Source organism: Christiangramia fulva (assembly GCF_003024155.1).
In the GTDB taxonomy this organism is placed as follows: domain Bacteria; phylum Bacteroidota; class Bacteroidia; order Flavobacteriales; family Flavobacteriaceae; genus Christiangramia; species Christiangramia fulva.
The window spans coordinates 20,662-43,154 of the sequence record NZ_CP028136.1 but is presented as its reverse complement, the minus strand read 5'-3'; the positions used below and the strand labels follow the sequence as shown (position 1 = coordinate 43,154).

Annotated in this window: 18 protein-coding genes; 12 read left to right on the top strand and 6 right to left on the bottom strand. The window is 40.0% G+C overall.

Annotated features, from left to right (window positions below):
* The 10 genes from C7S20_RS00205 to C7S20_RS00145 all read left to right on the top strand — a co-directional run bounded on the left by C7S20_RS00205 (position 1) and on the right by C7S20_RS00145 (position 11,891).
* Positions 1-978: a glycosyltransferase family 2 protein gene (locus C7S20_RS00205; protein ID WP_107014029.1), complete on the top strand. Its 978-nt coding sequence runs from the start codon at positions 1-3 to the stop codon at positions 976-978.
* A 3-nt stretch (positions 979-981) separates the two neighbouring features.
* Positions 982-2,049 carry a glycosyltransferase family 4 protein gene (locus tag C7S20_RS00200; protein WP_107010605.1) on the top strand — a complete coding sequence of 356 codons (1,068 nt, stop codon included), beginning with the start codon at positions 982-984 and terminating at the stop codon, positions 2,047-2,049.
* A gap of 17 nt (positions 2,050-2,066) precedes the next feature.
* The gene (locus C7S20_RS00195) at positions 2,067-2,870 is read left to right on the top strand and encodes a class I SAM-dependent methyltransferase (protein WP_107010604.1); all 804 of its coding nucleotides are present in this window, start codon (positions 2,067-2,069) and stop codon (positions 2,868-2,870) included.
* 1 nt (position 2,871) lies between these two features.
* Positions 2,872-4,089, top strand: a complete 1,218-nt coding sequence (locus tag C7S20_RS00190; RefSeq protein ID WP_107010603.1) for a glycosyltransferase — start codon at positions 2,872-2,874, stop codon at positions 4,087-4,089.
* Positions 4,090-4,152: 63 nt separating this feature from the next.
* Positions 4,153-4,548, top strand: a complete 396-nt coding sequence (locus C7S20_RS00185) for a four helix bundle protein (protein ID WP_107010602.1) — start codon at positions 4,153-4,155, stop codon at positions 4,546-4,548.
* Between the two features lie 120 nt (positions 4,549-4,668).
* A complete protein-coding gene (locus tag C7S20_RS00180; protein WP_107010601.1) occupies positions 4,669-5,721 on the top strand; it encodes a glycosyltransferase family 4 protein in 1,053 nt (350 codons plus the stop codon).
* Entirely contained in the window at positions 5,718-7,085 is a 1,368-nt protein-coding gene (locus tag C7S20_RS00175; RefSeq protein ID WP_107010600.1) for an O-antigen ligase family protein, read from the top strand. The genes C7S20_RS00180 and C7S20_RS00175 overlap by 4 nt, the downstream gene beginning before the upstream one ends.
* Positions 7,039-8,052 carry a glycosyltransferase family 4 protein gene (locus C7S20_RS00170; RefSeq protein ID WP_107010599.1) on the top strand — a complete coding sequence of 338 codons (1,014 nt, stop codon included), beginning with the start codon at positions 7,039-7,041 and terminating at the stop codon, positions 8,050-8,052. The genes C7S20_RS00175 and C7S20_RS00170 overlap by 47 nt, the downstream gene beginning before the upstream one ends.
* A gap of 1,398 nt (positions 8,053-9,450) precedes the next feature.
* A complete protein-coding gene (locus C7S20_RS00150) occupies positions 9,451-10,458 on the top strand; it encodes a glycosyltransferase family 4 protein (protein ID WP_107010595.1) in 1,008 nt (335 codons plus the stop codon).
* Between the two features lie 35 nt (positions 10,459-10,493).
* The gene (locus tag C7S20_RS00145; protein WP_107010594.1) at positions 10,494-11,891 is read left to right on the top strand and encodes a sugar transferase; all 1,398 of its coding nucleotides are present in this window, start codon (positions 10,494-10,496) and stop codon (positions 11,889-11,891) included.
* A gap of 658 nt (positions 11,892-12,549) precedes the next feature.
* Here C7S20_RS00145 and lnt read toward each other — a convergent pair.
* Complete coding sequence (gene lnt, locus C7S20_RS00140; protein WP_107010593.1) at positions 12,550-14,142, bottom strand: apolipoprotein N-acyltransferase; 1,593 nt, start codon at positions 14,140-14,142, stop codon at positions 12,550-12,552.
* Between the two features lie 297 nt (positions 14,143-14,439).
* Here lnt and C7S20_RS00135 point away from each other — a divergent pair, with 297 nt between their 5' ends.
* On the top strand, positions 14,440-15,189 hold the full coding sequence (locus C7S20_RS00135) for a CDP-alcohol phosphatidyltransferase family protein (protein WP_107010592.1): 750 nt from the start codon (positions 14,440-14,442) through the stop codon (positions 15,187-15,189).
* Here C7S20_RS00135 and C7S20_RS00130 read toward each other — a convergent pair.
* From C7S20_RS00130 to C7S20_RS00110, 5 genes are all read right to left on the bottom strand, one after another.
* Positions 15,186-17,030, bottom strand: coding sequence for an asparagine synthetase B family protein (locus C7S20_RS00130; protein ID WP_107010591.1), 1,845 nt, complete (start codon positions 17,028-17,030; stop codon positions 15,186-15,188). The two genes, C7S20_RS00135 and C7S20_RS00130, sit on opposite strands and share 4 nt — an antisense overlap.
* 21 nt (positions 17,031-17,051) lie before the next feature.
* The gene (lptB, locus tag C7S20_RS00125; RefSeq protein WP_107010590.1) at positions 17,052-17,792 is read right to left on the bottom strand and encodes an LPS export ABC transporter ATP-binding protein; all 741 of its coding nucleotides are present in this window, start codon (positions 17,790-17,792) and stop codon (positions 17,052-17,054) included.
* Positions 17,793-17,983: 191 nt separating this feature from the next.
* On the bottom strand, positions 17,984-18,331 hold the full coding sequence (locus C7S20_RS00120; protein WP_107010589.1) for a carboxymuconolactone decarboxylase family protein: 348 nt from the start codon (positions 18,329-18,331) through the stop codon (positions 17,984-17,986).
* 3 nt (positions 18,332-18,334) lie between these two features.
* Positions 18,335-19,171 (bottom strand): twin-arginine translocase subunit TatC, encoded by an 837-nt coding sequence (gene tatC, locus C7S20_RS00115; protein WP_107010588.1) that lies wholly within the window; start codon positions 19,169-19,171, stop codon positions 18,335-18,337.
* A complete protein-coding gene (locus tag C7S20_RS00110; protein ID WP_107010587.1) occupies positions 19,171-20,139 on the bottom strand; it encodes a KpsF/GutQ family sugar-phosphate isomerase in 969 nt (322 codons plus the stop codon). The genes tatC and C7S20_RS00110 overlap by 1 nt, the downstream gene beginning before the upstream one ends.
* Before the next feature lie 85 nt (positions 20,140-20,224).
* Here C7S20_RS00110 and recQ point away from each other — a divergent pair, with 85 nt between their 5' ends.
* On the top strand, positions 20,225-22,420 hold the full coding sequence (gene recQ, locus C7S20_RS00105; RefSeq protein ID WP_107010586.1) for a DNA helicase RecQ: 2,196 nt from the start codon (positions 20,225-20,227) through the stop codon (positions 22,418-22,420).
* The last annotated feature ends 73 nt before the right edge of the window (positions 22,421-22,493 follow it).

Sequence of the window (22,493 nt, the reverse complement as noted above, 5' to 3'; positions counted from 1 at the left end):
ATGACAAAGCGGGAGTTCACATTCAGCCTCATTATCTGTACCTATGAAAGGCCCGCTTCGCTAAAAAGGCTGCTAGAATCGGTTGAAAAACAAAGTCTATATCCGGATGAAATCCTGATAGTGGACGGTTCGGGAGAGAATGATACCAGAGATCTATTTGATGCTCATAACTATAAAAATCTAAGGTATATAAAAGTAGAGAAGGAAGACAGTGGGCTTACAAGGCAGCGCAATTATGGGATAGGTCAGAGTGGGGATGTGGATATCATTTGTTTTTTAGATGATGATATAGTCTTAGAGAGAGAATATTTTGCAGAATTGATCACTACTTATAAAAAAAGGCCAGAGGCTATCGCAGCAGGAGGCTGGATAAATGATGAAACTGTCTGGCAAAAAGTGGAAGAGGACTATAAACCGGCCTTTGATGAATTTAAGATAGACGGTTATATACGTAAGCTGGGGCAGCGGAATGTTTTAAGGAAAAGGCTGGGGCTATTATCAGATAAGCCGCCGGGATTTATGCCTGAGTTCTCTCATGGATTCTCTACAGGATTTTTGCCGCCATCTGGAAAAATCTATGAAGTGGAATTCTTTATGGGAGGTGTTGCTTCTTATCGGAAATCACTTTTTTCAGAAATAGAATTTTCATCTTATTTTGAGGGTTACGGACTTTATGAAGACATGGATTTTTGCTTAAGGGCTTCCAAATTAGGAAAACTATATGTGAATACTGCAGCCAGGGTATTTCATCTGCATGAAGAATCAGGAAGACCGGATCATTATAAATACGGACAGATGGTGGTGAAGAATGGAAAATACGTCTGGAAAAATAAAAATCCCAAACCAAAGTTAAAAGCACGGGTTAAATGGTATGGAATATCTTATCTGCTAGCTTTTATCAGGTTGTTCAATTATTTGGAGGGAGATAAAAGCGGGTTTGCAGATTTTAAAGGAAGAATTAGTGCATTATTAAATTAAAAAATGAAGACTGTATTTTTAGCTTTTACCATTAAAAATTCTTCGGTAGCTGAATTTTTTATCAGTCTGGCAAACCTTCTTTCTGAGAAAAATAAGGTAGTTATTTTTACACATGCTAATGAAAAACATCCTTTTAGGATCAATGATAGGATTGAAATCTTAATATGGCCTTCGAAGCGACCAACTAAAATAAAAGATCTATTATTTTTTTTAAGATATATTAGAAAATATAAACCACGAACAATTATTGCCAATTTTGCTGCAGTCAATATTTGTTTGTTGGCAGGATTTCTTGTAAGGGTTAAAAACAGAGTAGCCTGGTATCACACATTAACCACGCAGTTGGATACTAATTCAGTTTTAAAATTAAGAAAAAGATTTTTTTACTCTTTAGCTTCTAAAATAGTAACCAATTCGGAAGCAGCAAAATTAGATTTGACCAATTCTTTCAATATTCCACCCAATAAAATTCAGGTTGTTAATAATGCAGTAAGAGATCCGAACCTGACCGAAAAACCTAAGGCTAGGAAGATAGTTTACGCAGGAAGATTACATACAGTTAAAGGAGTGAGGGTTTTAGTAAAAGCACTGGCACTCGTAAAGGATGAATTTGAAGATATTAAACTTATTATTATTGGAGAAGATGAATCAACCGGTGAATTAGAAAATCTCAGACAACTTCAAAAGAGATTAAATCTGGAGAAGAATATTTTTTTTGCTGGAAACCAATCACGAAATTATGTTTTGGATCAATTCTCGACGGCCTATTTTTCTGTAGTGCCGTCTTATAATGAAGCTTTTGGTTATGTGGTAATTGAAAGTTTTTCTGTTCATACTCCAGTCATAGGATCGAATACTACTGGGATATCCTCAATAATCAGAAATGGGAAAGACGGAATATTATTTAAAACCGGAGACCATAAAGACCTTGCTGATAAAATGAAATCCCTGATAAGAAATCCCAAAATGAGAGAGCAGATGGCAGAGAGCTGTTATCAACGATTTCAGCAGAAATATGAATTAATTAAGGTAATAAAAGATTTATCCCAAAATCCTGAAATATTTAATTAAATCCAACTTTAGGAAATATGAAAAATAAGCAGGAAGAAATCAATAGACGCCAGAAGGAGTTTTATCAAAGTTTTAAAAAGAACTTTGCTACAAAATTGTGGTATTCTTTAAGGAATGGAATCCTAACCAAATTTCGTAAGTCGGTTGGGGTAGAAAAGGTAGTTGTGCAGCAACATTATGATTGGATAGGGAATGTAAAAGGAAAAAAGGTACTGGACCTCGGTTGTTTTATGGGAAATTCCCTAAGCATGTATTTGGCACAGAATGCGGAAGAATATATAGGAATTGATCTTAGTGAAAAAGCGATCGAACATTTAAATTCAAGGTTGAAAAATATTCCCAGTGCGAACGGCTATGCCATTGATTTTCTTTCCAATGAGTTTAAAGAAAAGGATTTTGACCTGATCTATGCCTATGCCGTGCTTCATCATTTTAAAGATGTAGATGAGCTTATAGAAAAGCTGAATGAAAAGCTTGCTCCTAAAGGACAAATTGTAAGTTATGATCCAACGACCACGAGTAAGCCTGTCTGGGTATTGAGGAGTCTTTACCGACCTTTTCAAAGCGATAAAGACTGGGAATGGCCATTTACTGAAAGGACCATTTCAAAGTTTGAGAAATCATTCAATATTCTGGATAGACGAGGAACCCTAGGAAAGTCAAAATGGTTCTTTTTATTAAATCTTCTGCCAATCTCTGAAGAAAAGCGAATGGAAAAAGGAAGAAAATGGCATGAAGAAGACTGGGAAAAATCCCGTGGATCGAGAAAGCGATTTCTGGAATGCATGCAGGTAAGTCTGTTTATGGAAAAAAAAGCATAGGATGATATTCAGTATCTTTTCACATGCCGACCATTTTTTGAAGAAGGGGAATTTATATTCCTATGGTCCTTATGTGAAAGAAATGAACCTATGGATTGCCGACATTGAAAGTGTCAAAGTGGTAGCACCCCGAAGTTCCAGGGATCCTTCAGTAATTGACGAGGCCTATCAGCATAAAAATATTCAGCATGTAAAGATTCCTTCATTACATTATAAAGGCAATGATTTTTTAAAAAATATAGCAGACAGTTTTAAAGTGATTAAAGCCTGCTACCGGGAAATGAAGCTGGCCGATCATATACATATTCGATGTCCAGGCAATGTGGGAATGCTGGCTATGGTAGTTTCATCTTTGTTTCCGCACAAACCCAAGACGGTAAAGTATGCCGGGAACTGGGAATCGAAAAGCGAACAGCCTTTAAGTTACCGTTTTCAGAAATGGTGGCTTTCCAATACTTTTTTAAGCAGAAATACGAAAGTTCTGGTCTATGGAAACTGGGAAAATCAAAGTAAGAATATCATTCCTTTTTTTACGGCGAGTTTTTCAGAATCGGAGAAAGAGCAGGTAAGTAAAAATTTTAAAGCTCCTTTCCGGTTTCTCTTTTGTGGAAGCCTTAGCGAAGGAAAGCAACCTGTTTTAGCCGTAAAGATCGTTGAGGAGCTTTATCAAAATGGATTTGATGTCGAATTGGATATTTACGGGGAAGGTCCGGAAAAGGAAAATTTAGAAGATTATATTTCAAAAAACGAGCTGCAGCAGTTTATTTTTTTAAAAGGAAATCAGCCTCAGGAGGTCTTAAAGAATGCCTATAAAAAAGCGCATTTTAGTATACTCCCATCGAGGAGCGAGGGCTGGCCAAAAGCCCTGGCAGAGGGAATGTTCTTTGGATGTATACCAATTGGAACGGAAATCTCGTGTGTGCCGTGGATGCTGGGAGAAGGATCCAGGGGGATCCTTCTCCCAGCGCCCCCAGGCCCCTCTCCATCTCTCCCCAGCCCCCAAGGCCCCCAAGGCCCCTCTCCATCTCTCCCCAGCCCCCTTAATTCCCCCAAAGGGGGAACAGAAACAGGGAGCGTTTTGGAAGTAGTTGATAAGATAATTGAGTTACTGCAAGATGAAGAGGAAATGAATAAGATGTCAAAAAGGGCGCATGAGTGGAGCCAGGAATATACACTGGAAAAATTTGAAGCAGGGATAAGGGGAGTGTTGAAAAATTAAAAGTTCAAAGTTCAAAGTTCAAAGTTCAACGTTTACGGTGGTTTTGTACTAAAGATTAAAAATATGAGTAAAGTAGAGAGATTTGAAGACCTGGAGGTTTGGCAGCTGGCGCGGGAAATTTGTTTAGATCTGGAGGAATTGTTCGAAACAACGCCACTTGGAAAACGATATTCTCTACTAAATCAGATGGACAGAAGCTCAGGCTCAATTATGGACAACATAGCAGAAGGTTTTGGAAGAGGAGGGAATCTTGAGTTTCGAAATTTTTTAGGTTTCTCCCGTGGATCCTGTACAGAGTTAAAATCGCAGTTGTATAGGGCAAAAGATAAGAAGCTAATATCAGAAGAAGAATTTCAGAAGCTTTCTCAAAAGTGTGAAAAGGAGATAGCAAAGATTACAGCTTTTATAGGTTTTCTTAATAGATCTGATTTTAAAGGTTCCAAGTTTAGAAAGGATTGAAGGCTGAGGTTTGGAAAATGAATATACCTTCAATGTTGAATATCAAAAGCTAAACATTGAACTTTGAACCCTGAACGGATTTGAATGTAAACAGAGTTAGTATATAAACCAGCTGAATTTATGCGTGTACTACAATTAATTGATTCCTTACATCCCGGTGGCGCGGAGAGAATGGCGTTGAACTATTTCAATGCCCTGAAAGACCGTGCCGGAAAATCAGTACTTGTAGCCACACGTGAGAAAGGTCTGCTGGCCAAAAATATAAAGGATGATCCGGATTTTTATTTCCTGGGAAGGAAATCGATCTTTGACATATCGGCAATCAGGAAACTGAATGGTATTATCAAAAGTAACGAAATAGAATTCGTCCATGCGCATGGAACTTCCTGGTTTCTGGCAGTTTTATGCAAATTGAGCGGAAGCGAATTCAAAATTATCTGGCACGATCATTATGGCAACAGTGAATTCCTGGAAAAGCGAAAGTTGCAACCGCTAAAAATGTTGTCGCGATATTTTGCAGGGATCATCAGTGTAAATCTGCAACTGGAAAAATGGACAAAAGAGAAACTGGAATTTAATAAACCGCTTCTCGTTCTTCCAAATTTCGTCCAAATAAAAGAAGAAGAGGCAAAGGAATTAGAAGGGAATGAAGATTATAAACTCATCTGTGTGGCCAATCTGAGGCCTCAGAAAGATCATCAAACTCTATTACGTGCTTTTGATATTCTCAAACAAAAATATTCTATTTCACTGTATCTTTTTGGAAGGGATTTTCAGGATACCTATTCCAAAGATCTGAAGGAAGAATTTAGAAAAAGGAAAGAGGTTTACTATTATGGAGAGGTAGCTTCGGTATTTCCTTATCTAAAGTCAGCGGATATTGGCGTATTATCTTCACTATCGGAAGGTCTGCCTTTGGCCCTAATAGAATACGGACTTGCTGGTTTAGCTGTAGTTTGCACTGATGTAGGGGAATGCAGTGAAGTTATAGGGATCCATGGGAAATTAATTCCTCCGGGAGGTGCGGAATCCATTGCCAAAGTGGTTACCACTTATTTGGAAAATCCTGAAATGAGAAAGAAAGATGCTTCCGGTTTAAATAAACGGGTAAAAGAATTATATTCGGAGGCCGGAATACTTAAGCGGTATTTAAATTTCTTCAAAGAGCTTTGAAAGATTTTAATTATATCAATAACCAGTTCTATCTACGTATGCTTATACTGCATATAGGATATGGGCTGGTTATTTATTTGTTTCCAAGCCTGGCAAAGATCATTCTGCTGGGAATTATGGCCTCCTTTCTTTTTGTGATCATAGACCGTAAAAATAAGGGAAATGAAGCATTAATGGCCGCAGCCTATATAGCAGGAGGGGAGGTGTTCTTCAGACAGACCGGTGCGGTGATATTCTATGAGACGGGAAAATACGCGGTAATCGTATTTTTACTAATAGGAATGTTCTTTAAAGGCGCATCGTCAAAAACAATCCCATACTGGTTATATCTTTTAATGTTGTTCCCGGGAGTTGTAGTAGCTTCCATGACCATAAGTTATGATGCCGATTTCAGGAAACTGGTAGCTTTTAATATCAGCGGACCTGTTTGCCTGGGGGTTTCGGCTTTATACTGTTATTATAAAAAGATCAAGCGAGAGGATTTTCAACGGGTATTATTAATGATGCTGATGCCTCTTATCGCCCAGATGATGTACCTGTACTTTTATACTCCCAGTATGGATGATGTGAAAATTAGTCTTTCGGGAAATTATGCTGCTACTGCGGGATTTGGCCCTAATCAAATTTCCAGCGTCCTGGGATTGGGATGTTTCTTATTATGTACACGATTGTTAACTATCAGGGATCGATTAATTAATCTTATAGACACTATTCTTCTAATCATGATGGGTTACCGAGCACTAATTACTTTTTCAAGGGGAGGTGTATTAACGGCTGCGGTTTGTGTAGTTTGCTTTTTGATCTTCTTTTATTATAAACAGGACGCAAAAAAAATTGAAGGAACAAACCTTCGTATAATCGGGATGGGAATCATTTTCCTGCTTGTCTGGTTCTTTTCGTCCATGGAAACTTCCGGATTAATTTTAAATAGGTATACCAATAAGAACGAAGCAGGTGAATTAAAGGAAGATATTACCACCGGGAGGGTTGAAATTATTGAGACCGAACTCACCGCCTTTTATCATCACCCAATTACTGGAATTGGAGTGGGAAAGGGTAGGGAATATAGAAGAGAACAATTAGGAATAGGGATCAATACCCATAATGAAATCAGCCGATTATTATCCGAACATGGGATCCTCGGAATATTTGCTCTGGCAATCCTTATATTTGTCCCAATAATATTCTGGTTCAAGTTTCAGAACAATTATTATTTTCTGGCTTTTGTGGCATTCTGGTTCCTGACCATCAATCATTCGGCCATGCGGATAGCCCAGCCGGCTTTTGTGTACGGACTTGCGTTATTGTATATAGTAGATGAAAAAAAGAATCCTGTACATAGGAAACGACTTACAAGTAAATAGCTTTACGGCTACCTATATTTCCTTTTTTAGTAAAATGCTGCGAAAAGAGGGATATACCGTCCGTACGGCATCCACACGTAATAATAAAGCTCTCCGGCTTGCCGAGATGCTTACTTTAATCGCGCGTTATAAAAGTACAACCGACCTTGTTCTTATTGACACCTATGGAGCCATGAACTTTTATTACGCTTACCTGGTGGGGAAAGCCTGCCAGATGATGAATCTTCCCTATATACCCATATTGCACGGCGGCAACCTGCCTGAGCGTCTGGAAAATTCCAAAAAACTCAGCCTGAGCCTTTTTGGGAACGCGGATGTGAATGTAGCACCTTCCAATTTTCTTTATTCCATTTTTAGCTCTTATGGTTTTAAGAATATGGAGATCATTCCCAATGCGATCAAAACCGAAAATTATCCATTTAAGAAAAGAGAAAGTTTTGCGCCGAAACTGCTTTGGGTAAGACGTTTCCAGAACCGTTATAACCCGATGATGGCCCTTAAAGTGCTGCAGCATATACAAAAAGAATATCCGGAGGCCAGCATGTGTATGGTGGGTCCTGAGAAAGATGGCAGTATGGCGGTGTGCAGGAAGCTTGCGAAAAAATATAACCTAAAGGTTAAATTTACGGGGAAACTTAAGAAGAAACACTGGGCCAGACTTTCAGAAAACTATGATTTTTTTATCAATACTACCTCTATAGACAATACTCCGATCAGTGTTATTGAGGCAATGAGCCTTGGGCTGCCTGTAGTAAGCACGAATGTTGGAGGGATGCCTGTTCTTATTCAGAATGATCATGACGGTATTTTGGTATCTGACGATAATGAGGAGGCCATGGCCAAAGAGGTGATAAGGCTGATAAAAGATCCGGAACATACCATGGAGATCTGTAAAAATGCCCGTGATAAGGTTGAGCAGTTTGACTGGGAACTGGTAAAGGAAAAGTGGAACAGGCTTCTTGCTTAGTTTTTTTATGATAGGGGTTGATTTCCCTGGTGCTTTTCAATCTTTTATTTTCTTCGTATAGCTCAGTGTTTTATTTTTATAAAATAACCAGGAGTTTGTGAACCTTCATTTCTTTTGCTCGTCCAAAAGAAACGAAGCAAAGAAAAAGACGCCTTTTTCAAGGAATATTTTGGCGAAAAAGCCAAAAACCGTGGAAAAAACCCCGCGGAGAGGCGATCGAAAAAATCGCCTCTCCTGGATCTCGAGGTTTTCTCCACATATTCTTCGAAAAAGGGGAGGAAATTATTGAAAGGGAACTGGTGAAGGAAAAGTGGAACAGGCTGGTTGGATAGTTATTTTTTGTAGGTTATAGATCCTGAGGATGTGAGTTCTAAAATAGCTACAGTATTTCAGAAATGCTTTGGGAATGCTGTATTTTTTTCACCTTTGTCCCTTCCTTTAGCTCAGTGTTTTATTTTTAATAAAATAAACAGGAGTTCGTGAGCCTTCATTTCTTTTGCGCGTCCAAAAGAAACGAAGCAAAGAAAAAGACGCCTTTTTCAAGGAATTTTTTGGCGAAATGCCAAAAACCGTGGAAAAAACCCCGCGGAGAGGCGATCGAAAAAATCGCCTCTCCTGGATCTCGAGGTTTTCTCCACATATTCTTCGAAAAAGGGAGGAAATTATTGAAAGGGAGCTGGTGAAGGAAAAGAGGAACAGTTTGCTTGCTCAGTTTTTTTGATAGGTGTGGGTTTGTGAATTTTCATTTCTTTTGCTCGTCCAAAAGAAACGAAGCAAAGAAAAAGACGCCTTTTCAAGGAATTTTTTGGCGAAAATGCCAAAAACCGTGGAAAAAACCCCGCGGAGTGGCGATTGAAAAAATCGCCTCTCCTGGATCTCGAGGTTTTCTCCACATATTCTTCGAAAAAGGGAGGAAATTATTGAAAGGGAACTTGTGAAGGAAAAGTTGAACTGGCTGTTTGCTTAGTTTTTTTTGATAGGTGCGGGTTAATTTCTTTGGCGTTTTACATTCTTTTATTTCCTTCCTTTAGCTCAGTGTTTTATTTTTATAAAATAAACAGGAGTTTGTGAACCTTCATTTCTTTTGCTCGTCCAAAAGAAACGAAGCAAAGAAAAAGACGCCTTTTTCAGGGAATTTTTTGGCGAAAATGCCAAAAAACCGTGAAAAAAAACCCGCGGAGATGCGATTGAAAAAATCGCCTCTCCTGGATCTCGAGGTTTTACCCACATATTCTTCGAAAAAGGGGAGAATATATTGACGGGGAACTGGTGAGGGAAAAATGGAACCGGTAAAGGAAAAGTGGAGCAGGCTGCTTGATTCCTGACCTTCCTCAACCGGAACTGTATAAAACAGTTCCGACCTCTCCCGAGGGAGAGGTAATTATGATAACTAACTTTATGAAAAATATCCTTTATATCGGCAATAAACTTGAAAAGCATGGCGCGGCTCCCACCAGCGTTGATATTTTACCCGATTTACTTGCCGAAGAAGGATTAGAGTTCAAAGCTGTTTCCCATTACAAAAATAAAGTTTTGCGGCTACTGCATATGTTAAGCAGTATTTTAAGAAACAGCAAAAAGATCGACCTGGTGCTTATTGATACCTACAGCACTTCCAATTTCTGGTACGCGGTCATGAGCGGCTACTGCTGCAGTATGCTTAAACTTCCCTATATATTTATCCTTCACGGCGGAAACCTTGTTCAGCGATTTAGCGAAAGCTCCCCTAGTATATTAAGGATCTTTAAAAAAGCTTATTTCAATATAGTACCTTCAAAATATCTTTTGGAACAGCTTGAAACCTTTGAGCTGGAAAATCTACTATATATTCCCAATGCCATTAGTGTTAGTCAGTACCCTTTTAAAGCACGAAAAAATCTGAAACCCCGAATCCTTTGGGTACGGGCTTTTGATAAGGTGTATCGGCCGAAGCTTGCCGTGAAGATCATCAGTGAACTGCAGAAAGAATATCCTGAAGCCGAACTTTGTATGGTAGGCCCTGAGAAAGACGGAAGTTTTGAAAAAACAAGAGCCTATGTTGAGAAGCACGGGCTGCCTGTAAAATTCTGCGGAAAACTCAGCAAAACCGAATGGGCAGCATTATCCGAGGATTATGATATATTTTTGAATACTTCTTCCGTAGATAATCTGCCGGTAAGCGTCCTTGAAGCGATGGCGCTGGGATTACCGGTAGTTTCGGCAAGCGTAGGCGGACTTCCTTACCTTATCGAGCATGATCTCAGCGGAAAATTAGCCGAAGGAACTGTGAAGGATCTTACACATGAAATATCAGATCTGCTTCAAAATCCAACAAAAGCAGAAAGCATTAGTAAAAATGCCCGTCTGGAGGCTGAAAAATACGATTGGGAGAGGCTTAAAGAGTTTTGGATAGATTTACTGGGTTAATTTCATATATTAGCCAAAGCTGAAAATCTACAGCGATGTCTCAGAAGAAGCCCCTTTTCCATTTCGAGATCTCTGAGCGAAAGCTCCTGTTGCGTCTCTTTGATATGCTGGGTGTACTTACCACTCTGGCGGTCGTAGGTATCGTTTTTAGGTTCAATTATTTCCAGATAACTCCTGATCACTGGACGTGGACCCTCGTATTTCTTCTATATCTGAACCTTTTCGCAAGTGTTTTTGAACTATATGATCTTCAGAAAGCAGACAGGTTTGACAGTGTAGTAAGGAATGTGCTGATTACCACGAGCCTGACCGTACTTTTTTATATGCTGACCCCCTTTTTCACGCCAAGTCTTCCTGATAATCGGTTGCAGATCGTTTTCTTTTATCTTTCGGTTGCCTTAGCCCTGCTAACGTGGAGGTTCCTTTATATCAGTCTGATCTCTTCCCCCAGATTTTACAAAAGGGTACTGGTAGTTGGTGATTCCTTTGATATAAAACTTATCGCTGAAGCCCTTCAAAAATCTGATCCCAATTATGTTGTTGTGGGTTATATAAATACCGATTATCAGCTGCAAATGGCACTAACCAAACAATCTTTATTGAGGTTTGAAGTTGAGGAGCTTCAGGAAGTGATCAAAAAGCACCATATCAATGAGATCGTCGTTGCCAGCGCTTACCAAAAAGGTTTGATGCTAAGTTTGTACAACGAATTGATCGCACTGCTCAAAAAAGGATTTCCTATCAGGGATTATACACAGGTATATGAGGAAATAACCCAGCGTATTCCGGTACAAAATGTCGACAAGGATTTTTATAAATATTTTCCCTTTAGCCGAAGCAATCAGAATAAATTCTACCTTTTTATGTTCCGGATTTTCGATATCCTTGTTTCTATTCTTGGTATCGTATTCGGAATTTTACTGCTTCCTTTTATATTATTAGGAAATCTTCTCGCCAATCGCGGAAAAATATTCTACCGGCAACAACGAGTCGGTAAAAACGGAAAGATCTTTGAGATCCTGAAACTCAGAACGATGATCAAAGATGCCGAAATTGACGGTCCGCAATACGCCCAAAAGGATGATTACCGGGTGACAGCATTTGGCAAATTCCTTCGGCGTTCCCGTATTGATGAAATTCCCCAGTTCTACAATCTGCTGAAAGGTGAAATGAGCCTTATTGGTCCGAGGCCGGAGCGACCGGTCTTTGTAAAAGAGCTTTCTGAGCTTATTCCTTTTTATGAAACCCGGCATATCATCAAACCGGGCCTTACCGGATGGGCACAGGTTATGGCGAATTACGGGGATTGTCATGATGACGCGCTTGAAAAGTTGCAATATGATCTTTACTATATTAAGCATCGAGGGATCTTTCTTGATCTTAGTATTTTACTAAAGACTTTGAGTACGGTGATTTTTTTCAGGGGACAGTAGGGCAAGTAACAATTAACAATGAGCAATTAACGATGGACAATTAACAATTAGCAATTAGCAATGATCAATAGACAATAAGCTGTACGTTTTAAAAGCCTTAGGCTATAGGCGATAGGCTTAAAAGTATTTTCAATAATATCCTCTTCTATCCTCAAGCTCTTTAAAGGCCATCTAGAATCTTAAATCCGGAATCTTGAATTTAAATCTTCAGGTTGTCACTAAGCACCTGCCCTGAGTGCCTGCTCTACTCCGAACTACGAACCTTTAACTCCAAACCATGATCAATGTACGTTTTAACAGCCTTAAGCAATAGGCTATAGGCTTTAGGCTATTTAAATGACTCTTCATAATAACCTGTCCTGATTCTAAAATCTCAATAATAAGCCAATTTCAAATTTTCAAATTGGGATATTTTCAAATTGAATAAGAGATTGCTTCTCCTCCGCTTAAGGCGGATGATCGCAATGACGTCGTTGAATTAGTATTTGCGAGGTTAGAAATATGCAGCTTTAAGGCTATAGGCTTTATGCTATTTTTCAGGCTCTTTAAAAGATTCGGAATCTTGAATTTAAATCTTCAGATTGTCACTTAGCACCTGTCCTGAGTGCCTGCTCTACTCCGAACTCCGAACTTTTAACTCAAAACTCTTAACTCCGAACTAATTACGTGTGCGCCGATATTTGACCATGGCGAAAAGGAAGATGAAAATTGCCAGGAATTCGGCTATACGGGCGATATAATCTCCATGCTTTACATAGAAAGTCTTTTTATCGTTCAGGCCGATCCTGCCTCTGATGGCACCTCTTTTTTCATACTCCAGTTTTTTTACAATATCACCCCGGGCATTGATAATTGCTGAAATTCCGGTGTTGGCACTTCTGGCGACATATCTTCGGGTTTCTACTGCCCGCAGGCGGGCGTAGCTTAGGTGCTGCTTATGACCCTGCGTATTTCCCCACCAGGCGTCATTGGTAATAATACTGAGAAAATTCGCGCCATTTTTTATATATCCCGTAACATATTCGCCGTAAACCGATTCGTAGCAGATAATAGGTGCGGTGGCAACAGAATCTTTCAACTGAAAAGCTTCCCTTTCTTCCTGCGTGGTTTTCATGGCTACCGTACCTCCAAGATCGATCATGATATTTCCCAAAATTGGTTTCAGAATATTCTGATAAGGAAAATTTTCCACGCCCACTACCAGCTTTGACTTATGATAAAGTTGGACACTATCGGTGGAATTTCGCACCATGAAAGCCGAATTGTAATCATCATACCAATCGGCCTCTCCAATCTGGTTTGTTTGCTTCCTGACTTTCGAAGGATCGCTGAAACGGTCGTAAATCGCTATGCCTCCCAGAAAATCGAGATCCTGATGTTCCCGGCTTATCTGATTTCCAAAGAAAACCGCTTCTGAATTGGAAAGATTTGGCAATCGCGTACCATCAGCGAACACGGTTTCGGGTGCGATGATGATGTCAGTAGAATCGGTCACCGCCTGGTCCGTCAGTTTTTCCAATAACTCACCAATTCGGGTATCGGTAGTATTATATTTCTCGGTATATGGATTGATATTCGGCTGAAGAATGACCGCTTCAAGCTGTTTTTCAGGCTCTTCATAATTCCAGTACATCAGCAGCGATATTCCAAGCGGAATTATTATCAAAAGTGCAGCTTTCAGAATTCCGCGGTAAAGCAAGGATCTTTCGCCAAATTCCCTGTACTGAAGGATAAATTTGAAAACAGCAATATTCACAAGCCAGATCCATAAGGTGCCCCCGAAAGTACCAGTGTATTCATACCATTGAACCCAGCTGATATATTCAGAAAATGCATTCCCGAGGTTCAGCCATGGCCAGGAGAAATCCCAGGTTAAATGTATTTTTTCAAAGACCATCCATATACTTACCAGGAAAGATGCAGCGGCCGAAAAACCGGTGCGTTTGGCTACGATATGATAGATGAGAAAAACGATTGACATGAGTAGGGAGTTCACGATAATTGCAAATGCTCCGCCAAAAGGGGTTGAAAAATAGATCCAGTAGGTGGTGATGAGGTTCCAGATGAAAAAGCTGAGGTAAGCTGTGCCGAAAACCTTTGTTTTGACCCAGTTTTTTGAATGGTTCCGGATATTAAATTCCGCCAGTAAAAGAGGCACGAAGGCAGAAAATATGAAAAGCGGGAATCCGTAGGTTGGCCAGGCAATGGCCAGAAGGAATCCGGTAATAATAGCGTAAAACAGGTTTTTCATGAAAACTTACATCTGGGCAAAAATAGGGATTTCAATGTAAAAATGTATCAATGAACCAATGTATCAATGTAGAAATGGATCAATGTGGAAATGTATCAATGTGGAAATGGATCAATGTAGAAATGTAATAATGGATCAAACAGCCTACGGTATATATTCAGTCTTTAGTCTAAAGTCTTTAGTCTAAAGTCTTCGGTCTTCAGTTTACAGTCTTCAGTCTACAGCTTTTTCCGGATTAATGAAATTTTTAGAAGTTTTTCGGTTCAAAATAGTAGATTAGTATTTAAATAAGCATTTATGGGCATAAAACGTCATATTCCAAACTTTATCACGCTTTTAAACCTTCTTAGCGGAAGTATCGCTGTTATTTTTGCTGTTAAAGGAAATTTGATCCTGGCAGCGGTTTTTGTAGCTGCGGGAATTTTTTTCGATTTCTTTGATGGTCTCAGCGCACGTTTGCTGGATGTGAAAAGCGAGATCGGTCTGCAGCTAGATTCCTTAGCCGATGTTGTTACCAGTGGGGTAGTGCCGGGAATCGTGATGTTTCAGCTTTTAAACAAGGCATTGCCCGGTGGCGGTCCCGGAGCTGACTGGGGTACTTCTTTGTTTCATGTAAGTTTTAATCCCTGGGCACTTTTTGGGCTACTGATCATTTTGGCTTCGGCTTACCGGCTCGCGAAATTCAATGTGGACGATCGACAAACTGATTCATTCATAGGTTTGCCCACTCCCGCAAACGCCCTGCTGATACTAAGCCTGCCGCTAATCCTTACCTACCAGCCCGGTCCTGTTGTTTCAGATATTATCCTTAATCACTGGTTTTTACTGGCGCTCACTTTTGTAAGCTGTATTTTGCTGAATGCTGAATTGCCTCTTTTCGCCTTAAAATTCAGTGACTGGGGGATCAAAGAGAATAAACTGCGCTATTTTTTCCTGATCAGTTGCCTCATCCTGATCATCTTTTTGAAATTTATAGCCATACCACTGATCATCTTATGGTATGTAATACTCTCGGTATTTTCCCCAAAAGCTAAAGAGGAAGTTTAAGAATTCTTTTTTATCAGTTCCAACTCCATATTTAATGCTACCCCGCTCATAATATCCATATTTGCAAAGGGCCAGCTTTTAAAATTTTTTCTTTTTTCGGTCAGGTGGATAAAGGTTTTGGCATATTCATCTCCCAAAAAGTTAGGCTGATAATAGCTCTCCATACGCTCCTCAAGATCTGGCAACTGATATATCTTTGCCCAGTTCATCCCGGGGAAAAGCTTTACTCTTTTTGAAGGATCTTTTGATTTTATCATGCGTTTTACCAGCCAGTCGTCTATTCTTGATCTGATTCCCCAGGCAGGGATTTTCAGGAAGTCCGGGAATTGCTGGGGAAACAATGGTATCTGGCTTGTTGGAACATTTCGGAAAGGCCTTAGATCCGGTTCATTTTTCAACATTTTGTTTGCAAAGCGATAAAAAAGTCTCAGGTTGGGATGTATGTTACTGGTTTTTTTTAGCATCTGGATGGACATGCCGGGGCTGAAAGCATAGAATTTTTCATTACATATGTTAACCTGTCGCGATAATTCCATTCTGGTAAAAGTGTACCATGAAAATAATTCATCATACAATTCGGCATAAGGAAGATTATGAGCTTCTATACGATCGAAAATCTCCTCAATATCTGAAAGAGTATTTTTTATGACCTCTTTTCTGAACCCTTCCATTTCCATCCGTTTGAACCAGTTTTCGTCAAACCAGGAAACCAGTAATTGTCTTTTTTTAGCCTTCCATTCTTGAAAATTTTCCGGATTGGGAGAGCTAAGAGGAAATTGATCCTTTTTCAGATAATATTTAATAAAGTTCTTTTTTCGAAAATGAGCAGAATTAAACTTTTTTATATTCCGTGCCGGCAGCCCTTCGCAGAGCTCTCCCAGGAGAAGTGGTTGCTTTACTTCGATCTGGATATTTTCAAGAAGCTCTAACCATGAATTAAGTTTAATGGCTTCGGTTGTTTTAATGTAATTTTTAAGAACAGGTTTTTCCGGAAAGTATAATGAAAGGTTAGAAAAACTGAAATGTTCAGCCCCTTTAATCCTGGCAAGCTTTCGGGCCACGCCTGTTTCGTAATTTTCGGGCGAACCAAAAGTATAAGCGTGAATTTCTTTAGAATCAGGTACAGATCCAAGAGCTATTCGACTATCAATTCCCCCGCTTAGCGCGATGGACACCTGATCAAATCCCGCTGTACAAAGTTCAGTCTCTTTTTTATAGTGGTTCCAGTAGTCTTCCAGCATTCCTTCTTCAAAAAAAGGTCCGCTCATATTCTGGTAAAGTGAATTATCGAATTTTCTTTTGAGAATATTTCCCTTTAGGTCAAAATGAAGCCATTCACCGGGCAGGAGTCTTTTACAATTTTTAAGGATCGTGCGGGAACCAATATTCATGAATTCAGGACCCAGGGCTCTTTGGACGATCCCGGTTTTATCAACTTCAGCGCCTGAATACCTTCCCAGTAAAATAATACTGTTTGAGATAAAGAAGACCTCCTTTTTTTTCAGGTAATAAAGCGGATAGATATTGACAAGGTCACTGCAAAGAGTTATTTCATTTTTCTCTTCAGAGATTATCATTGAACAAAAACTGCCTGTAATGGTATCTTTTACCGGCCAGGTTTCAAAAACATATTCGGAAGCAGAGATCCTGGCCTCGAGATCATCTTTTTTCTCAAAATCTTTTAAAAAACCATCAAGTATAGTGGTCAGGCCATTATGAGAAATTTTAGTGTTGGGATCGTTTAAAAGGATGCTTCCGCAGGAAAGATCAAATTTCTGAAGATTCGGGAAATCGGAGGATTTTTTTAAATCAAGTTTTTGTGAAGAAAAAATAAACTTCATGATCTAAAAATTAATCCAGGACTAAGTAAAAAGCTTCTTCTTCCGAAGTTCGAAATTCTGACCCAGATAAACTTTCCTCACCATTTCATCTTCGGCAAGTTCTTCCGGAATTCCATGTTTTAAGATACTTCCCTCGAACATCAGGTAAGTCCGGTCGGTAATCGCAAGAGTTTCCTGTACGTTATGATCGGTGATGAGAATACCTATATTTTTAGTTTTAAGCTGGGCCACGATGCGCTGGATATCTTCCACCGCGACCGGGTCAACGCCGGCAAAGGGTTCGTCAAGAAGAATAAATTTAGGGTCGGTAGCCAGGGCGCGGGCGATCTCGGTACGCCTTCTTTCGCCACCACTAAGAAGATCCCCGCGGTTCTTCCGAATATGGCTTAAACCGAATTCCTCAATAAGCGACTCCATTTTCATTTCGCGCTCCTTTTTAGAGAGTTTAGTAAGTTCCAGAACGCTCATGATATTGTCTTCTATGCTTAATTTTCTAAAAACCGAAGCTTCCTGGGCGAGATATCCAATTCCGTGTTGAGCCCTTTTATACATGGGGTATTTGGTGATATCAACCTTATCCAGAATAATTGTTCCGCTATTGGGTTTTATGAGGCCCACGATCATATAAAAAGAGGTAGTTTTTCCGGCACCGTTAGGCCCCAGTAATCCAACTATCTCTCCCTGGTTTACTTCCAGGGAGATGCCTTTAACCACGTCCCTTCCTTTATAAGTTTTTACCAGTTTTTCTGCACGTAGTTTCATCGTTCAATTTTTACGGGGTATCTCTATGCTTTATTTTTATTTTTTGCTCCTTCTTCCTTTTTTTTGCATCGCCAACCCTTCGACTCCCTGCCTAGGGGCATCCAGGCACTGGGGAAAGCGCTTTAAGGAGTTCTACAGGTCAGGTTAAATATATAATTATCAGGAAATTATCTACATTAAACCTTCCTTAATTATTTTACGTCTTCCAAAGCTTCCCAGTATTCGAATGCTCGCCTAAGATGTGGAATTACAATGGTTCCACCAATGAGGGTACCAATACTTAATGTTTCCATCACTTCCTCACGGGTTATTCCCTGTTTATGGCTGGATTCCAGGTGATATTTCACGCAATCGTCACAGCGAAGCACCACTGAAGCCACAAGACCTAATAATTCCTTGGTTTTTTTGTCCAGGGCACCTTCGGCGAAGGCATTGGTATCTAAATTAAAAATCCTTTTGAGAACTTTATTGTTTTCAGCCAAAATCTTATCATTCATTTTGGCCCGGTACGAATTGAATTCGTCAACCTTATCAATCATAGCTTAATTTTTTAATTCTTCTCTTTGTTGTTTTTCGATTATCCTGGCAATAAAAATACTTACCTCATAAAGTACCAAAACGGGAATGGCCACGATGATCTGGCTTACAATATCGGGCGGGGTAATGATTGCCGAAACTATAAGTACCAGTACCAGGGCGTATTTGCGATATTTTTTAAGGAAACCGGAAGAGATTATTCCTACTTTTGAGAGGAAATAGATCACAATAGGAAGTTCAAAAATGAGGCCGCTGGCCAGCACCGAAGCTCTTACCAGGCTAATATAGCTGCTCAGGTCAAAATCATTGAAAACAGTCTGACTAACCTGATATTTTCCGAGGAAATTGATAGATAGGGGTGTAACGATATAGTATCCAAAAAGCACACCGATAAAAAAGAGCAGGGAAGTGATAAAAATAAATCCCCTGGCATACTTTTTCTCATGAGTATGCATGGCCGGAGCCACAAATTTCCAAAATTCATAGATCACGAACGGGAAGGCGATTATAAAGCCGGCGGTAATGGATGTCCAGATATGAGCTGAAAACTGGCCGCCCATCGTCCGGCTCTGAATTCTAAAAGGCATTTCCTGATCGCAGAACCCCCCTTCAAGTCCGAAAAATCTTGAAATATGACATAGTACTTCATAGGAGAAGAAATCGGCATGAGCGGGTCCGAAAAGCAGCGTGTCAAAAATAAAACTCTTCAGGAGAAAGGCTGCCGTGGCTGCGATCAGCACTGCTAATGTTGCCCGTATTAAATGCCATCTTAATTCTTCCAAATGATCAAGAAAAGACATTTCTCCTCCGGTCTCTTCCTGTGGGGAGCCTAATTTCTTCATTATAATATTCCTTCTCTGATTAAATTATGTATGTGTACAACGCCTTTATAATTTCCGGATCCATCTACGGCCAGAATCTGGGTGATCTTATTGTCTTCCAGAATTTCCAAAGCCTCGACTGCCAGTTTTTCTTCTAAAATAGTTTTTGGGTCCTTGCTCATAATGTCTTTTGCAGTCAGACCTTTTATCTCTTCATGATTCTTCAACATCCTCCTGATATCACCATCGGTAATAATACCCACAATCTTATCATTTTCCAAAACCGCAGTTACGCCAAGCATCTTTTCAGAAATTTCAATAATAGCGTTCGCGACATTGGTATCGGGTGAAATTTGCGGTACCTCGTTCTGGGAAATTATATCGCTCACCCGCAGGTATAATTTTTTTCCGAGGGTGCCACCGGGGTGGTATTTTGCAAAATCTTTACTGGTAAAACCCTTCAGGTTGAGCAAACATATGGCGAGCGCATCTCCCATTACCATTTGCGCGGTAGTGCTGGTGGTAGGAGCGAGATTGTTGGGGCAGGCCTCTTTTTCAATATAGCAGTTCAGTACAAAATCGGCCTGTTTCCCAAGATAAGAATCTTCGTCGGCGGTAAGGGCGATGAGGGTATTCTTAAAATTCTTGATAAGAGGAACCAGTACTTTTATCTCGGGGCTATTTCCGCTTTTCGAAATACAGATCACTACATCATTTTCCTGAACGATGCCAAGATCGCCGTGTATAGCATCTGCAGCATGCATGAAAATAGAGGGCGTGCCTGTGGAATTAAGGGTGGCCACGATCTTATTGGCTACGATTGCGCTTTTGCCAATTCCGGTTATTACGACCCGGCCCTGAGATTGGTATATTTTTTGAACCGCATCTGCAAATTCGTCATCTATGAAATTTTGGAGGTTAGAAATGGCCTCTGCCTCGTTTGAAATTGTTTCTTTTGCAGTGGAAATGATCTGAGCGCTAAGTTTCAAATTTGATGTAATTATGAATTGCAGGTACTAAAGAAATATGTATATTTAGTAAATGCAAATGTATGTAAAATTGTAACACAATTGAATGGGTTTGACCGAAATTGATCTACACAAAGAGCTTAAGAAGTACTTTGGATTTAGTCAGTTTAAGGGGCTTCAGGAAGAAGTGATCTCGAACATCGTTAAAGGCAATGATACGTTTGTAGTAATGCCGACGGGCGGAGGAAAATCCCTGTGCTATCAACTTCCCGCCCTGATCCAGGAGGGAACGGCTATCGTGGTTTCGCCTCTTATCGCGCTGATGAAAAACCAGGTTGATGCCATACGAGGTATTTCTTCGGAAAATGGCATTGCCCACGTTTTGAATTCCTCCCTTAACAAGACTGAAGTTAAAAGAGTAAAAGATGATATCGAAAACGGTATCACTAAATTGCTATATGTCGCTCCTGAATCGCTCACCAAAGAAGATTATGTGGATTTCCTTCGCGGACAAACCATTTCTTTTATGGCTGTTGATGAGGCCCATTGTATTAGTGAATGGGGCCATGATTTCAGGCCGGAGTACAGGAATTTAAGAAGTATCCTGAAGAGAATAGGTGATAATATCCCAATTATCGCGCTTACCGCTACCGCTACGCCTAAGGTTCAGGAAGATATCCTGAAGAACCTGGGTATTCCCGACGCGAAAACCTTTAAAGCGAGTTTTAACCGACCCAATCTTTATTATGAAGTAAGGCCGAAAACAAAAAATGTCGACGCTGATATCATTCGATTTGTAAAGCAGAATGAGGGGAAGTCGGGAATAATCTACTGCCTTAGCCGCAAAAAAGTAGAAGAACTTGCGCAAACGCTACAGGTAAACGGAATCAAAGCAGTGCCTTACCATGCAGGACTCGATGCTAAAACGCGCTCCAAACATCAGGATATGTTCCTTATGGAAGATATTGATGTGGTGGTTGCTACCATCGCCTTCGGAATGGGAATCGATAAACCCGATGTGCGTTTTGTGATCCACCACGATATTCCAAAAAGTATAGAAAGCTACTATCAGGAAACCGGTCGTGCCGGTCGAGACGGCGGTGAAGGACATTGTTTGGCTTTCTATTCTTATAAAGACATTGAAAAACTGGAGAAATTCATGAGCGGAAAACCTGTTGCCGAACAGGAAATAGGCCAGGCACTTTTACAGGAAGTGGTAGCCTACGCAGAAACCTCTGTTTCCAGGAGAAAATTCATTCTTCATTATTTTGGAGAGGAATTCAATGAAAAGACCGGCGAGGGCGCCAGTATGGATGATAATGTTAGAAATCCGAAAAAGAAACATGAAGCCAAAGATGATCTTGAGCTGCTGCTAAGAACGGTTAAAGAAACAAAAGAGCTCTATAAATCAAAAGAAGTTGTAAAAACATTAATCGGAAAGTCTAACGCCCTGATCCTTTCGCATAAAACCGATGAACATCCGTTGTTCGGCAAAGGCAGCGATCATGATTCAAATTACTGGATGGCCCTGATAAGACAGGCACTGGTTGCTGGATATTTGAAAAAAGATATTGAAACCTACGGGGTGGTGAAAATTACCCAAAAAGGTGAGGATTATATTAAAAATCCTACCTCTTTCCTTATGACCGAAGATCATATTTACAACGAGGAAACCCAGGAAGTTTCTGCATCTTCTAAATCTGCGGCCTCGGTAGATGTTACCCTGGTTAAGATGCTCAAGGAATTAAGGAAGAAAGTCGCTGACAAGAAAGATCTGCCTCCTTTTGTGATCTTTCAGGATCCATCGCTTGAAGATATGGCTTTGAAATATCCGGTAAGTATTGATGAACTGAGCAATATTCATGGGGTAGGCGAAGGAAAGGCAAAAAAATACGGAAAGGAATTTGTCGAGCTCATCTCCCGATATGTGGAAGATAATGATATTACAAGACCAGATGATCTTGTGGTAAAATCTACGGGCGCCAACAGTTCTTTAAAACTTTATATCATTCAAAGTGTGGACCGTAAACTTCCATTACCCGATATCGCTTCGGCAAAAGGGATGGAGATGCCCGACTTCATCAAAGAAATGGAGGCTATCGTTTATAGCGGGACCAAATTGAACATTGATTATTACCTGGACGAGATCCTCGATGAAGATCAACAGGAAGAAATCCATGATTATTTCCTCGAAGCTGAAACCGATAAGATCGATGAAGCCATGGAAGAATTTGATGGGGATTATGATGTGGAGGAATTAAGGCTTTATCGCATTAAGTTTATCAGTGAGGTAGCGAATTAGCGGCGGGGGCAATGTGAAAATGGACCAATGTACCAATGTACCAATGTATCAATGTATCAATTTGAGAATTTGG